Raw genomic sequence first — 15,234 nt, 5'->3', positions numbered from 1 at the left:
GGGAAGCGATCGCACCGCAGACCTGTCACGGCTTCCCAGTCAGAACAACCTCATCCGGGCTGTTTTCCTTCCTGCCAATCGGCAAAAAGAACCAGATTTCATCCTGCCTATCTTCACTAGTCCTCGTCCTGCTTACCGGGACGGATGCCGTGCTCGCTCGCCAGCTCCGTCAGCGACTCACTCAGGATCCCCCGTGCCCGATAAAGCCGACTCATCACCGTCCCAAGCGGGACTTCCAGAATCTCAGCAATCTCCCGATACTTCAGCCCCTCCACCGCCCAGTACAGCAGCACCTCCCGGTAGTGCTCGGGCAACTCCGCGATCGCGTGCTTAAGCCGGTCGTCCACCTGCTCCCAGTCCAGATGCTCAAGGTCCCAGGCCGGCGTCTCCCCCACCACCTCGCCATCCGACTGCTGCGGCATCAGGTCATCCGCGATCGTCGGTTCCCGCTTCCGCTTCCCAACCCGCGTGTAGAAATTGTTGTGCAGGATCTTGAACAGCCACGGCCGGATCCCCTGCTCCCGAAGCTCAAACCGATCCTCAGCCTTCAACGCCTTCAGATATGTTTCCTGAACCAGATCCGACGCCTCATCCGGATGACGGCTCAGGTGCATCGCCATCCGATACAGCGAATCCATCTCGTCAAGAGCCAGCTGTCGGAATGCTTCACGGTCCAAAACACACTCACTCAATGTCACGCGGGAACAGGTCTCACAACTATATAAGGAATCACCCGCCGCAAGAGCCGGCTCCGAACAGGTAGCATCTCAGCCATGAGCCAGACACCCCCCATCAAACTCGCAGTCATCGGCGGTTCAGGCCTGGGCGACGCCCTCGCCGGCGAAAACGGCCGCAGCCACAACATCGATACCCCCTTCGGACCACCCTCCGGTCCCATCATCGAAACCGAATGGTCCGGCACACCCGTCTACCTCATCCAGCGACACGGCCCCGGCCACCGTTTCAACCCCACCGCCGTCCCCTACCGAGCCAACATCTACGCCCTCAAATCCCTCGGCGTCACCCACATCATCGCCTCCGGGGCCGTCGGCTCCCTCCGTGAATCCGTCGCGCCAGGCGACCTCATGATCCCCGACCAGATCATCGACAAAACCCACAAACGACCCAACACCTTCTACGAAAACGCCGCCGTCCACGTCGAGATGGCCGACCCCTTCTGCCCCGTCATGCGCAGCTGGCTCATCCAGACCGCCGAAAGACTCACCGACATCCGCGTCGTCCAGTCCGGCACCTACGTCTGCATGGAAGGCCCAGCCTTCTCCACCCGCGCCGAGTCACACCTCCACCGCCAGTGGGGCGGCGACCTCATCGGCATGACCGTCATGCCCGAAGCCAAACTCGCCCGTGAAGCCGAGATCGCCTACGCCCTCGTCGCCCTCCCCACCGACTTCGACGCCTGGCGTCCCCACCTCCCCGGCCACAGCCCCAACGACCTCCTCCAGGAAATCATCGGCAACCTCCAGAAAGCCACCGCCTCCAGCCTCACCCTCATCCGCGAAGCCCTTTACGACCCCGCCTACCTCACCCACAACCCCAGCCCCGCCCACAACGCCCTCGCCCTCGGCATCTGGTCCGACAAAACCAAAATCGACCCCGAAGAAGTCCAACGCCTAAGCACCCTCTGGGGCCGCCACTTCGAGAAGTAATCGGGATTTAAACGATGGTTTGAATCTTTCAGGACTGAACGCAAAAAACTGAGTGCTTCCGGATCTGTCCTCCCCTCAACCCTTCCCCTCATCCCCCCGTGCCTTCTGCTCCGCCAACTCCCGACGGTTCACCTGCGTCTCACGAGGAAAATCAAACGCCAGTCGCACCTTGTCCCCATGAATGTCCACCACCCGAATCACCCCCAACGGGTTCTTCGGATCGCCGATAACCACCTCTTCGCCAGCGCGTCGTGTTAATGCAAGCATGGCCTGGACTCCGTGTGGCGGCCTTAAGACCGGTCCCACCGACTCGCGGGACCCGTTCCTTCGTCCATCTCCTATCGGGTGTATACCCTCGCCACGCCTAGATCAAGCACCCATAGCCTTACGGGACCTGGTTCACCGCCGTGATCCCCGGAATATGCTGCTTCAGATTGGTCTCAATGCCCATCTTCAGCGTCATCGAGCTCGAAGGGCACCCCACACACGCCCCATGCAGCCGCACCCGTACCTCGCCCGCCTCCGACACCCCCACCAGCTCCACATCACCCCCGTCCGACTGAATCGCCGGACGGATCTGATCCAGAACCTCAGACACACGCTCAAACAAGGCTGTTTCAGAAGTAGAAGCCAAGAAAAGTTCCTGAAGTCATGGGTTTCTGACGGCCACCTATCCTAGACACATCAGCCCGATTGACCACCCCGACGACGCCCACAAAGCAAACCCAGGCCCAGACCCGCCAACCCAGCCCCCGTCCCCGGCTCCGGGTTGACCCGATGCGGGATCGGATTCGCCACACCCGGCGACGCCTTCAGACCCCACGCCGCCGTCTCCACCAGACCCCCAACCACAGGGCCAACCCCCCAGTCATCCAGCGTCCCCGCAGCCAGCGACCACGGCCGAATCCCCAGCTCACCCGAAACCATCTCCAGCATCGCACCCTCAGCGAAGGGCACCACCCCCTCAAGATCGGCCCCAAACGTGACCGCATCCACCAACGGGTAAGACCAGCCCGGGTCCGATAACGATCCATCAGGAATCACCGAGCCAAGCGTCCACAGCCCCTCACCTTCAAGCAGCAGGGCGGTCACGGCCTCAGGCAGCCTTGGCAGCATCCGCAACAACAGCTCCGGTGCATCCGGCCCCCGATCCGCACCCAGCACCCGCCAGTCCTCATCCCAGCCCGAAGCCGCCAACAGCCGCGTCGTCGAGGCATTACTCGCCGCAATCTGCCCGTACCCCACCACCATCCCCCGATCGATCACGTTCTGCCCGCTGTGAACCAGCACCAACTGATACGCCTTCCCAACCGCCAGCTGATCCACCTCGAAAGCCAGCCGCCACGACACCGACCGCCCCGTATGGGCAGGAATGATCTCCGACAACACCGGCGAAGCCGCCGCCGGAGCCCCAAAAAAACAGGTCACGGCAAAATACAGCCCCGCACACACCCCAACCCCATGAATGCCCAAAGATCGCAGTAAACCAGACATGAGCCCGCAATCATAACACAGGACTTGAGAATCTGTTGACACAATCCGACCGCCAACGCCTACTTCACCGCCTGTGCACACCCCCACCGCACCGAAAGTTTGACGCCTCCGTGAGCCTTGGTTACCTTTTCGCGTTCCGATACGCAGAGAGACGGCACGCATCGACCGGTTATACCGATCGACCACCGCCAAAAAACAGGTCTCAAACGCGGATCAGTCGAGCCCGAAACGGCTCGGGCCGATGCCAACGTCCAGCGACCCAAACAGTCGCCCCGGCGGCAGACGCCACCCTAGCTCAGTTGGTAGAGCACACCCTTGGTAAGGGTGAGGTCGTGGGTTCGAGTCCCATGGGTGGCTTCACCGGAGAGACGGTCAGGCCCGGCTCAACGGATAGACACAAAAACGGATAAACTAACCAACCCGGCAGCGTGCCGGGGAGGCCGAGGCCACCCGAAACCTCAGGCCTTCATAACGTAAACAGGATTCGGGACCCGATTCGTTCCCAGGCCACGGGCAAGTGGCGGAGGTTAATTAGCGATGGCCAAGGGTGTTTTCGAGCGTACAAAGCCACACGTCAACGTCGGCACGATCGGTCACGTCGACCACGGCAAAACCACCACAACCGCGGCGATCACCGCCGTCCAGGCTGCCAAGGGACTCGCAGAGTTCACGTCCTACGACGACGTCGCCAAGGCGTCCGCCGCCGACGGCCGTCGTGACGCCACCAAGATCGTCACGATCGCCACGTCACACGTCGAATACGAAACCGAGAATCGCCACTACGCCCACGTCGACTGCCCCGGGCACGCCGACTTCGTCAAGAACATGATCACCGGGGCCGCCCAGATGGACGGCGCCATCCTCGTCGTCTCCGCCGCCGACGGCCCGATGCCCCAGACCCGTGAGCACGTGCTGCTCGCCCGTCAGGTGAACGTGCCCAAGCTCGTCGTCTTCCTCAACAAGGTCGACCTCGTCGACGACGAAGAGCTCCTCGACCTCGTCGAACTCGAAGTCCAGGAACTCCTCACCAAGTACGACTTCGAGGAAGACACCCCCATCGTCCGCGGTGCCGCTTTCCCCGCCCTCCAGAAGCCGGATGACGCCGAAGCCTCCAAGTGCATCGGCGACCTCATGGAAGCCATCGACACCTGGATCCCCGAGCCCGAACGCGAAACCGACAAGCCCGTCCTCATGTCCATCGAAGACGTCTTCTCCATCAAGGGCCGCGGCACCGTCGCCACCGGCCGTATCGAGCGTGGCGTCATGAAGGTCGGCGACGAAGTCGAAATCATCGGCCTCGGCGACACCCAGAAGACCACCGTCACCGGCGTCGAAATGTTCAACAAGACCCTCGACCAGGGACAGGCCGGCGACAACGTCGGGGCCCTCCTCCGTGGCGTCGAAAAAGACCAGATCCAGCGCGGTCAGGTCCTCGCCGCGCCCAAGTCCATCACCCCCCACGTCAAGTTCGACGCCGAGGTCTACGTCCTCACCAAGGAAGAAGGCGGCCGCCACTCGCCGTTCTTTAACGGCTACAAGCCGCAGTTCTACTTCCGCACCACCGACGTCACCGGCGGCATCACCCTCAAGGGTGGCGCCGAAATGTGCATGCCCGGCGACAACATCGAGATGACCGTCGACCTCGGCGAAAAACCCATCGCCATGGAAGAAGGCCTCCGATTCGCCGTCCGTGAAGGCGGACGAACCGTCGGCGCAGGCGTCGTCACCAAGATCCTCGAGTAGGAATCTCCACATAACGGGCAACATACACTTCGCCCGGACGACCCTCTGATGTATCCTGATCGGGCGGCGGACAACCTCCGCCGCCCGTTTTTTCTGGCAGACAACGCCAACCAAACCAAACCACGAAACGGATCAAAACCATGGCCAAGTCAAAAGACGCCGTCGAATACGTCTGGCTCCAGTGCACCGAGACCAACGATCTCAACTACCGCACCCCCGTCAACGTCAAAGGCGGACTCCCCGAAAAACTCAAAGAGGGCCTCAAAAAATACAGCCCCCGTCTCCGCAAACACACCCTCCACAAGATCAAGCGCAAGTAAAACAGCGCCCACCTACGCCAGTAGCTCAATTGGCAGAGCAGCGGATTCCAAATCCGCAGGTTGGGGGTTCGAGTCCTCCCTGGCGTGTTGATTCATCCCCCCTCGACGTATCTGCTGCTTACCGATACAAACATTCTGTACTAGGCAGCTATCCTCAGGCCGCTCGCCCGATAGCATCCTCCTGACCCTGACGCTTAACCAGCGCCTCAGCCTCCTCTGCCGAGACCCCCTTGGAGAACAGGTGGCCCTGCGCCTTGTCGCAATCCAACGCCTGGAGTTGCGCGAGTTGTCCCTGAGTCTCAACACCCTCGGCGACTAGCCTCAGGTCGAGCACATGAGCCAGGCCGATGATCGCCGAGACCACCGCCGTGAACTCTCTCTGCAACTCCATCCCCATTGTGAAGCTCCGATCGATCTTCAGGATATCGATCGGGTACTGGTTCAGGCAGCTCAGCGACGAGTAGCCCGTACCGAAGTCGTCCATCGCGAGCTGGTAGCCCATCGACCGGATCCGCCGGAGTGTCGGCACGATATCGACCCGCTCATCCATGATCGCCGTCTCGGTGATCTCGATGATCACTCGACCCGCCCGTTGCCGATGATCCGAGGCGTACTCGGCAAGCCTGTTTGTGAACTCGTCCCGGAGTACCTGCTTGCGTGAGACGTTCACCGCGATGGTCAGGTCTTCCCGACCGAACGCTCGATCCCATGCTTCCAGCTGCCGCGTCACCTCGTCGAACAACCACGCCCCGAGCTCGACGATGGCACCAGATTCCTCCGCGATTGGGATGAATGCCTCCGGACTCACGACGCCACGCTGCGGATGCTGCCAACGGATCAGAGCCTCAAAGCCGCTGATCGTTCCGTCAGCCAGAGAGACGATTGGCTGATACACCAGCTGCATCTGGTCGGTCACGTCCGGCTGCCGCAGCTCACGATCGAGGTCCTGACGCTGGATCGCCTGCTCCCGCATCGCCAGATCGAAGTGCGTGACACGGCAGCGACCGTGAGACTTGGCTTCGTACATCGCGGTGTCTGCGTCTCGCAGCATCTCGTCGGCCTCGACATACTCCTCACTGCTGCACACCACGCCGATGCTCGCCGTGGAGACGATGCTGTGAACCCCCAGTTGATGCGGCGCCGCCAGGCTGTCAAGCAACCCATCGCAGACTGATGCGACATCCTCATGCGATCCCCGAAGCAGGACAGCGAACTCGTCACCACCAAAGCGTGCTGCCTGGGCGCTCTTCGGAAGCACATCCTCCAGCCGCCGGGAGATGCTGATCAACAACTGATCCCCGACGCCGTGACCCAGACTGTCATTGATCAGCTTGAAACGGTCGAAGTCCAGAAACAGCACCGCGAAGGCCTCACCCACACCACGACGATGGCGTGTGATCGCCAGATCGAGTCGATCGGTGAAGAACTTGCGATTCGCCAATCCGGTCAGCCCGTCACGCTCGGCGATGCGCTTCAGCTCGACCTGAGTCTGCTTGAACGCCGTGATGTCCGTTAGCGATCCCGACAGACGCACCGCACGACCCTCATCATCACGCGCCTCGGCCGCACGACAGAGGAACCAACGCGTCGAACCATCGACGTGGTTCATCGTGATCTCAGTCTCCAACGACCTTGACGCATCATGGAGCACCCGCGTCAGCTCCGCCTGGAATCCCGGCAGATGACTCGATGCGATACGCCGAAACAGATCGTCCGACGCCCCAGTCAATTGATCACTCGACTCACCGAGGATCTCCAGCAGCCGTGGCGAAAGATACATCCGATCCGCAGCCAGGTCCCAGTCCCAGATCACGTCCCGCGATCCCAGCGTCGCCAGGCGGAAACGCTCCTCCTCTCCGGCGAGCGCCTGCCAACTCCGCTGCAACTGGCGCGACAGAGGCTCGAAGATCAGGAAGGCCTCCAGCAGGAGAATCACCAGCGTCGCCAGACCCGCCACCAACTCCAGTCGCTGCAGCAGCTTGACGTGCGCCTGACCCATATCTGACTTCGCATAAACGATCGCGTTCATCTTCCGCAGATACTCGCCCTCGGATGCGAGCAGGACCGCCAGCGCCGCGTCTCGATCTGAGGCCACTTCCGCGTTGAGCAACCGTAGCGCGGCTCCGAGCATCGCCTCGTACGCCGGCCCGATCCCCTCGTACAGCTTCAGGATCGCGTCATCCCGTGTTGCAGGGAGACCCAACTCCTCGCTCCCGTGAATCAGGCCGTCGTGCGCCGCCGACCAGGTCACGACAGTCTCGCGAAGCCCCTCGTCATCCCTCGCCAGCGCCTCCTTGGCGATCTTCTGACTCAGCATCCGCTGACGGCCGGCGAGATTGATGATGTGTGATCGCTTCGATTCACTCAGAATCAGCGTCTGAATTAGGCCATGCGTTGTGAGCGTCAGCAGTGCAATACATGCCAGACCCAGGATGTACCGTGCCCGGAACCACCGCAGAGGATTCTTGCCACGCACAACATTCTCCCTAACGAAGCCAACTCATATCGCGCTGCCACACAAGATATCGGTGCCTTGTTAGGTCAGATTCCCCAAGAACCGACCAGCCCATGGATATCGACAAGCTATCACACGCACAGGCTAGCTCGGCCCTGAGCAAGAGATCACAAGGACCGTGATTATCGGTCGCATCTGACGCAGACCTGGCTTCTTGACGGGGTCTTCTCTTCGTGAGCGCAGGATGGATCGCCGCCTGAGTCTGCACAATCGTATCAGCGACGCGCGGCCACCCCATCTTCACATTCACACGCCAGATCCTTGACACCAGCGAGCCACGCCGCGAAGGTGCAAGCAGCCCTTCGGTTTCACCCTCACTCACGCTCGTCCAGGAGAGGCCAGATGTCTTGCAAGTGCTTCGCGTTCGCCGCGATCGTGTCTTCCCTGGTCGCTCCGTCGCTGAGCCACGCCCAGCCCTACTTCGATCCAAACAACTACAACCCCATCGACCTCTCCACCGTCGATCCCTTCGCCATCAACAGCATCCTCGACCCCAACCAGTCCGCCTTCGGCTCCAACATCGGCGGCTACGAGTTCAACACCACCACCGGCTCCCTCACCGTCCTCAACACCGGCCTGGCGCCCATCGCGATCTACAACAACGTCGCCGCCACCGTCACCACCCAGCAGTCCTCATCCGGCTTTCCCAGCTTCACCGGCGTCCGACCCGTCAAGGTCTTTACTTTCAACCACATCAACCTCCGCAGCCGCCAGCTCCGCGTCGTTGGTGATAACCCCCTCGCCATCCTTTCGTATGGTGACGCCGATCTCTCGAACGTAACGGTCAACGTCATCGGCGGCAACGGCGGCATCAACAACCGAGGAACAGGCGGCACAGGCATCGCAGGCGGCGGCAACGGCAGCTCCGACATCAACCAGAGCTACGAGATCGTCGTCTCGCCTTCCGGCTTCGTCGCATCAGGTAGCAACGAAGCCCAGCCCCACTTCTTCCTCGCCGGCGGCACCGGCGGACTGAGAGGTCGCGTCGGCTCCAACACCGGCGGCGGCGGGGCAGGTGGTGGAGCCATCGAAATCGGTGCCCTCGGCCACCTCTCGATCGCCAACGTCATCGCCAATGGCGGCCACGGACGCGACGGCGAAGACAACCCCTTCATCGACAACAGCGAGGGGGGAGATGGCGGCGCAGGCGGCACCATCCGACTCCACGCCAACACCCTCAACCTCCAGGGATCACTCTTCGCCGAAGGCGGCAACGGCGGCGGCTTCACCCAAGCCGATCCCTCCCCGGGCATGGCCGGCGACGGCGGCAAAATCACCATCCGACTCAACGACTACCGCGGACAACAACTCTCCACCACCGTCCAGGCAGGCCTCGGCGACACCGAAGACCAGTTCCACAACCCAGCCTCCAACGGCAGCGCCACACTCGAGTTCAACACCTACACCATCCCCGCTGGCCAGTTCCAAACCCTCCGCGCCAACACCACCGGCTTCGGCGGGGTCCCCCTCAAAGACAACCTCAGCTACGAAGTCACCCTCCAAAACGACGCAAACCTCTTCCTCGAAAAACCACTCCCCGAAAACCCAACCCGCATCAACCTCGAAACCAACGCCACACTCTGGCTCGACGCCAACACCAACACCGAGTTCGACACCAGAATCACCGGCTCCGGCGCCGTCCACATCGCCGGCAACGCCGACCACCGCATCACAGGCATCGGCAACAACTACACCGGTGGAACCTTCATCGAGAACGGCACACTCGTCACCAACAGCAGCTTCGGACTCGGTGCTGGCCCCGTCGTCATCGACGGCGGAACCCTCGCCGTCGAACCCATCTTCTCCTTCACCTCAAGCGGACTCATCAACGGCGGCCCCACTTTCACCGACAAAGGCGGCGGCATCGACGTCAGAAACAACAACCAGATCTTCCGCTGGAGCCAGCAACTGACCCACAACGGCCCGCTCTACAAGTACGGCCCCGGCAATCTTCAACTCGACGACGCTAACAACAGCCATGCCGGCCCCACACGCCTCGTAGAGGGCACCATCCAAGTAAGTCAAGAGTCCGCCCTTGGCAACGGCATGCTCATCACCACCGATGGCAGACTCGAAATCAGAAACGACGACACCACCACCCGCCACTACCACATCCATGAGTCACTCGACATCAACATCAGCAACCAGTTCTGGCAACTCACCCACGACGGCCCCATCACCGGCGACGGCGAACTCATCAAATCCGGCAACGGCACCCTTAAACTCACCGACAACAACACCTACTTGGGCGGGACCCGCATCACCAACGGCACCCTCATCGTCAGCAACACCACAGGTTCCGCCACCGGCTCAGCCGACGTCAACCTCGAACCCGGCACCACCCTGGGCGGCAACGGCTCCATCGCCGGCTCCGTCTCCATCGACGCCGCCACCATCAGCCCCGGCGAATCCATCGGCCAACTCACCCTCAACAAAGCCAACTTCCGCACCGGCAGCAAACTCATCATCGAAGTCGGCGACACCACCCTCGGACCCGGCCTCGGCTTCGACCAACTCGTCATCCTCGATAATCTCGAAATCGCCAACGCGACGCTACAGATCGATACGCTCCCTGCTTTCAACCCTCTCTTAGACCAAACCATCACCGTCCTCGCCGCCGCCCGCCTCAATCCAGGCAACGAGTTTACCCTCCTACCCCCACCCGATCAGAACTGGTCCATCCTCCACGACACCACTAGCGACATAATCCAACTCTTCTTCTCCGCCGAAGCCGCCATCCCAGGCGACGTCGACCTCTCAGGCGATCTCACCCTCAACGACCTCGACCTCCTCCACACCGCCATCGCCACCAACGACACCACCCTCGACCTCAACAACGACACCCTCATCAACACCGCCGACGCCATCTTCTGGCTCGAAACCCTCTACGGCACCGCCCCAGGCGACACCAACCTCGACCTCACCGTCGACCTCATCGACCTCTCCAACCTCGCCACCAACTTCAACACCCCCGCCACCAGCAACGCCCAAGGCGACTTCAACGCCGACGCCACCGTCGACCTCATCGACCTCTCCCTCCTAGCCACCAACTTCGGCTTCAACGCCAACCCCATCCCCGAACCTACCAGCAGCTTCTTGCTTGCCACCATGGGAGCCTTACTCAGAAGAGCTTCTTAAAACGAATAGCCAAACCAAACAGAAGAACACTTGTGTTGAAAGAAACCTGTACTATGCTCGGCAATAACAGGACCCACAATTCTCTTGTGAGGAGAAACTCGATGCATCGATGTTTTGCACGCGCTGTAAGCATCAATCTGGTCGCCATCAGTTCCCTCCAAGCCGGCATTACCTACGTCGACCTCGACCCCGATTACAGCTTCTACTCCACGAGCAGCATCACACGCTCGCTGGACCTTTCCGCGATCACCGGTGACCCTGCCGGCATCAACATGTCGTATACCAATCAACTCGTGCTCTACGATTTCGGCGAAGGCAGCCGCCGATATGTCAACATCGTCGATGTCGACTTCACGCCCATCGGTGACAACCTCCGATTTGCAGTCAGTGATTACACCGGGCAGTTCCCGGATTATCCGAACGTGGCTGGTATACAGGAAGGTCAACTCCCCGAAATCTACGGACTCGACGACATCCCCTTCAGGCCGGAATTCCCAACGGTGCTCCGCAACCACCGGGGCGTCGTATTTGGAACGGTCTTTAACGGCGAGAACTCCATGAACGCCGATTACCTCGGCTTCACGATCGATCCGAACGGCCCCCACGACGAGGATCTATCAGATGATCTGCATGGCTGGATACGCATAGAAGCCGCACTCTTCAAGGACAGTGAGGAAGAGTCTTTCTACGTTCGCATCGAGGACTACGCCTTCGAAACCATACCCGGCAAACCACTGCCAGCTGGATACATCCCCGAACCCACCAGCCTCCTGCCACTCGCACTCGGCCTCTCCTTCGTCAAGCGCAGAACGCAAAAGCATTGACACCAAGCGCACGCCCATCGACTCACCAAAACCCAACCATCGACACCTTCAAATAACTCGGCGGCTTTACCAAACCCTCACAAGAACCTCGCACCAGCCTTGCAATCAAACCCGTCGGGAACGGTAACGTTCCCGCCATGAAAACCAACCAACTCATCGTCGCCGCCCTCGGACTCGCCCTCATCCCCGCCACGGCCCAGGCCCAACAGGCCAAGAACATCATCCTGATGATCTCCGACGGCGCAGGCGACACCACCTGGCGCGCAGCCAACCAGTGGCAGTTCGGCACCGATGCCAACACCGCACTCCAGTACCAGCAGACCTGGGAGAACGAATTCACCCAGCACTGGATGACCACCTACCCCGGTCACACTCAGCCCATCGCCCCCGTGCTCACCGGCGGACTCCTGCCATCACTCTACAACGAAATCCCCAACTTCCCCGGCTTCGGCTCATACGACCCCATCGCCGCCAACGACAACACACCAGGTACCGTCCGCCTCATCGATAACAACGGCCTCCTCGGCCGCGGCACCCCGGTCACCCTCACACCCAACCCCGCCCTCCCCGCACCCCTCCAGGGACTCGCCATCGACTTCGCCAACTCCCTCGACATCGTCGAGACCCAGGGCTTCGCCGCTTACGACTACCTCGTCACCAACAGCATCACCGACTCCGCCGCCGCAGGCACCGCTCTCGCCACAGGCGTCAAAACCTACAACTCAGCCATCTCCGTCGACCTCAACATGAACCCGCTCGATCTCATCACCGAGCAGGCCGCCAAACTCGGAAAGAAGACCGGCGTCGTCTCCACCAAACCCTTCACCGACGCCACGCCCGCCGCCTTCGGCACCAACAACATCGACCGCAACGACGAGGCCAACATCAGCCACGACATGATCCACAACGGCCTTCTCGACGTCATCATCAGCCCCGGACACCCCGAATTCGGCTCAGCAGGCGTCCCCCGAACACCCAGCTACGACACCGTCAGCCAGGCCAACCTCCAGGCCCTCCGCGACGGCTCCGCCGGCTGGTCGTTCGTCGACAACACCACCCAACTCGCCAACATCGCCGCAGGCTCCGAGCCCGCACCCGAACGCCTCTTCGGCCTCGTCCCCGTCAGTTCCAGCCTCCACAGCCGCGACACGACAGGCCGTACCAATGCCTACGACCCCACCGTCTACGACGCCTCCAACCCCAACGGCGCCGTCCCCTTCGTCATGCCAGACCTCGACGAACTCAGCCAGGCCGCCATCAACACCCTCAAAACCGACGAAGACGGCTTCTTCCTCATGATCGAAGGAGCCAGCGTCGACTCAGCCGCCCACGCCAACGACCTCCCGCGACTCATCGAAGAACAACTCTCCTTCAACCGAGCCATCGACGCCGTCATCGACTGGGTCGAAACCGAAAGCTCCTGGGACGAAACCCTCCTCATCATCACCACCGATCACGCCAACGCCCTCCTCCTCGGACCCGACTCCGAAACCATCTACATGCAGGACCCCATCGCCCAGGCCCCAGGCGAACTCCCCGAAGCCATCTGGTGGTCCACCAACCACACCAACGAACTCGTCCCTCTCTGGACCCAGGGCGTCGGTAGCGACCTCTTCGCCAACCTCACCGACGGCATCGACCCACGCCGCGGAGCCTACATCGACAACACAGACGTCTACACCGTCATGAGCACCGTCGTCCCCGAGCCCGCCTCCGCCACACTTCTCCTCGGACTACTCGCCGTCGTAAGACGACGCTGATCGTCATCGTGAATCAGGCGCTAAGGGGCTAAGGACAACAGGCTACTCCACCCCCACCGCCAACCCACCCCGCCGGTAATCCGCCACACCCGTCCGCAAACCCGTCTCGGGATCAATCGCGATCCCATGCGCCGCTCCCTGCGATCCCTCCCGCACACGCACCTCGTGCCCCTTCGCCTCGAGCGCCTCAATCACCTCCGCCTCATACCCCTCCTCCAGCGTGATCCGATCCGGGAACCACGCATGATGCATCCGCGGCGCATCAATCGCCTCCCACAACGGCATCCCGTGATCCACCGTGCTCACCACAATCCCCAGCACCGTGTTGATGATCGTCCGCCCGCCAGGCGACCCGATCACCAGCACCGCCTCACCATCCTTCTTCACGATCGTTGGCGACATCGAACTCAACATCCGCTTGCCCGGCGCAATCACGTTCGCCTCCGTACCGATCCGACCCCGCCGATCCGTATACCCCGGCTTCCAGTTGAAATCCCCCATCTCGTTGTTCAGCACAAACCCCAGCCCCTCAGGAATCACCCGGCTCCCCCACGCCTGCTCAAGCGTCGTCGTATTCGAAACCGCCATCCCCTCCGCATCAATCACCGAAAAATGCGTCGTGCTCGGCCCTTCATCCGCCAACGCAATAGGCGGCGCTAACGACTCACTACTGGTCGCCATCGGCCCGATCCCCGCCGCCAACTCATGCGCATACAGCTTCGAGGTCAGCCGCTCCATCGGCACCTCCACAAAATCCGTATCACCCAGATAAGCAGCCCGATCCCGAAAACCTCGTTTCATCGTTTCAGCCATCAGGTGAACCAGCTCGCCTCCAAACCGATCCATCGCACCCACCTCAAACGTCTCCAGCACGTTGAGCATCAAACCGATCGTGATCCCACCCGAACTCGCAGGCGGCGCACCATAAACGTCATACCCCCGATACGACGTCCGCACCCCCAGCCGAGCCTTCGCCTGATACAGCGCCAGATCATCCTCCGTGATCAGCCCGCCGTGACGCCTCATACTCGCCGCCAACTGCTCCGCCACCTCACCCCGATAAAACCCCATCGCCCCCATCTCCGCGATCACCTCCAGCGTCCCCGCCAGATCAGGCAGCACCATCACATCCCCATCCACCCAGTCGCCCCCACCCGGCTTGCCATAAACCCGCCGCAGCTCGGCCAGATTATCCGCTGCTTTCGTCTTCGGATCATTCAACACCCGATTCAACGAAGCCGCCAGATGACCATCCACCTCAAATCCATCCCGAGCCAGAGCCATCGCAGGCAACACCAACTCCCGCCACGGCAGCCGCCCATACCGGCCATGCGCCATCGCCATCCCCGCCACCGTCCCCGGCACACCTACATGCCGATGATGATGCCGATTCTCGCCAAACGCATACATATCCACCGTCGCTGCGCCCGGCGCCACCTCCCGATAGTCAATGCACACCGCGTCCATGCCCGGCTGCGCCACCAGCATGAAACCCCCACCCCCGATGTTCCCCGCCTCCGGCCACGTCACCGCCATCGCAAACTGCACCGCGATCGCCGCATCCACCGCATTCCCGCCCCGTCCCAGAATCGCCGCACCAATCTCCGAAGCATCGCTGCTGTTGCTGACAACCATCCCGCCCGTGGACTGATCCACATGCGACCTCGCACCCGCGCCGGCCAACTCCGCTGTCGAGGAACAACCACCCACCACCACCGCGCACACCACGAGACACAACGCCATCCAACGCATCACACCAACTCCTTCTCGTAA

At 61.5% G+C, this 15,234-nt stretch carries 12 protein-coding genes and 2 tRNA genes; 8 read left to right on the top strand and 6 right to left on the bottom strand.

Annotated features, from left to right (window positions below; all coding sequences use genetic code 11):
* Positions 1–116 precede the first annotated feature (116 nt).
* A complete protein-coding gene (locus tag ACQZAB_RS03520) occupies positions 117–677 on the bottom strand; it encodes a sigma-70 family RNA polymerase sigma factor (protein ID WP_428387118.1) in 561 nt (186 codons plus the stop codon).
* Between the two features lie 96 nt (positions 678–773).
* On the opposite strand from ACQZAB_RS03520, the gene mtnP reads away from it, so the two are divergent.
* Complete coding sequence (gene mtnP, locus ACQZAB_RS03515) at positions 774–1,667, top strand: S-methyl-5'-thioadenosine phosphorylase (protein ID WP_428387116.1); 894 nt, start codon at positions 774–776, stop codon at positions 1,665–1,667.
* Between the two features lie 75 nt (positions 1,668–1,742).
* On the opposite strand, the gene ACQZAB_RS03510 is transcribed toward mtnP, so the two are convergent.
* The 3 genes from ACQZAB_RS03510 to ACQZAB_RS03500 form a co-directional block, all read right to left on the bottom strand.
* Complete coding sequence (locus ACQZAB_RS03510) at positions 1,743–1,934, bottom strand: carbon storage regulator (protein WP_428387114.1); 192 nt, start codon at positions 1,932–1,934, stop codon at positions 1,743–1,745.
* 118 nt (positions 1,935–2,052) lie between these two features.
* Entirely contained in the window at positions 2,053–2,301 is a 249-nt protein-coding gene (locus tag ACQZAB_RS03505) for a NifU family protein (RefSeq protein WP_428387112.1), read from the bottom strand.
* 50 nt (positions 2,302–2,351) lie between these two features.
* The gene (locus tag ACQZAB_RS03500) at positions 2,352–3,161 is read right to left on the bottom strand and encodes a hypothetical protein (RefSeq protein ID WP_428387110.1); all 810 of its coding nucleotides are present in this window, start codon (positions 3,159–3,161) and stop codon (positions 2,352–2,354) included.
* Positions 3,162–3,445: 284 nt separating this feature from the next.
* Here ACQZAB_RS03500 and ACQZAB_RS03495 point away from each other — a divergent pair.
* The 4 genes from ACQZAB_RS03495 (at position 3,446) to ACQZAB_RS03480 (ending at position 5,311) form a co-directional block, all read left to right on the top strand.
* Positions 3,446–3,518: transfer RNA gene (locus ACQZAB_RS03495), tRNA-Thr, on the top strand.
* Positions 3,519–3,698: 180 nt separating this feature from the next.
* Positions 3,699–4,904 carry an elongation factor Tu gene (gene tuf, locus ACQZAB_RS03490; protein ID WP_428387108.1) on the top strand — a complete coding sequence of 402 codons (1,206 nt, stop codon included), beginning with the start codon at positions 3,699–3,701 and terminating at the stop codon, positions 4,902–4,904.
* A 140-nt stretch (positions 4,905–5,044) separates the two neighbouring features.
* On the top strand, positions 5,045–5,224 hold the full coding sequence (gene rpmG / locus ACQZAB_RS03485; protein ID WP_428387106.1) for a 50S ribosomal protein L33: 180 nt from the start codon (positions 5,045–5,047) through the stop codon (positions 5,222–5,224).
* A 14-nt stretch (positions 5,225–5,238) separates the two neighbouring features.
* Positions 5,239–5,311 (top strand) — tRNA-Trp (locus ACQZAB_RS03480).
* A 67-nt stretch (positions 5,312–5,378) separates the two neighbouring features.
* On the opposite strand, the gene ACQZAB_RS03475 is transcribed toward ACQZAB_RS03480, so the two are convergent.
* Positions 5,379–7,700 (bottom strand): EAL domain-containing protein, encoded by a 2,322-nt coding sequence (locus tag ACQZAB_RS03475; RefSeq protein WP_428387104.1) that lies wholly within the window; start codon positions 7,698–7,700, stop codon positions 5,379–5,381.
* Between the two features lie 381 nt (positions 7,701–8,081).
* On the opposite strand from ACQZAB_RS03475, the gene ACQZAB_RS03470 reads away from it, so the two are divergent.
* The 3 genes from ACQZAB_RS03470 (at position 8,082) to ACQZAB_RS03460 (ending at position 13,461) form a co-directional block, all read left to right on the top strand.
* On the top strand, positions 8,082–10,877 hold the full coding sequence (locus ACQZAB_RS03470) for an autotransporter-associated beta strand repeat-containing protein (protein WP_428387102.1): 2,796 nt from the start codon (positions 8,082–8,084) through the stop codon (positions 10,875–10,877).
* Positions 10,878–10,978: 101 nt separating this feature from the next.
* Positions 10,979–11,701, top strand: coding sequence for a hypothetical protein (locus tag ACQZAB_RS03465; protein ID WP_428387100.1), 723 nt, complete (start codon positions 10,979–10,981; stop codon positions 11,699–11,701).
* Between the two features lie 137 nt (positions 11,702–11,838).
* Positions 11,839–13,461, top strand: coding sequence for an alkaline phosphatase (locus ACQZAB_RS03460; RefSeq protein WP_428387098.1), 1,623 nt, complete (start codon positions 11,839–11,841; stop codon positions 13,459–13,461).
* Between the two features lie 42 nt (positions 13,462–13,503).
* Here ACQZAB_RS03460 and ggt read toward each other — a convergent pair whose 3' ends face one another.
* Positions 13,504–15,213, bottom strand: a complete 1,710-nt coding sequence (ggt, locus tag ACQZAB_RS03455; RefSeq protein ID WP_428390129.1) for a gamma-glutamyltransferase — start codon at positions 15,211–15,213, stop codon at positions 13,504–13,506.
* Between the last annotated feature and the right edge of the window lie 21 nt (positions 15,214–15,234).

The organism is Mucisphaera sp., assembly GCF_965279675.1.
Classification (GTDB): Bacteria; Planctomycetota; Phycisphaerae; order Phycisphaerales; family Phycisphaeraceae; genus Mucisphaera.
Note: the sequence above shows the minus strand (reverse complement) of the source record. Positions and strands in the feature narration are given on the sequence as shown.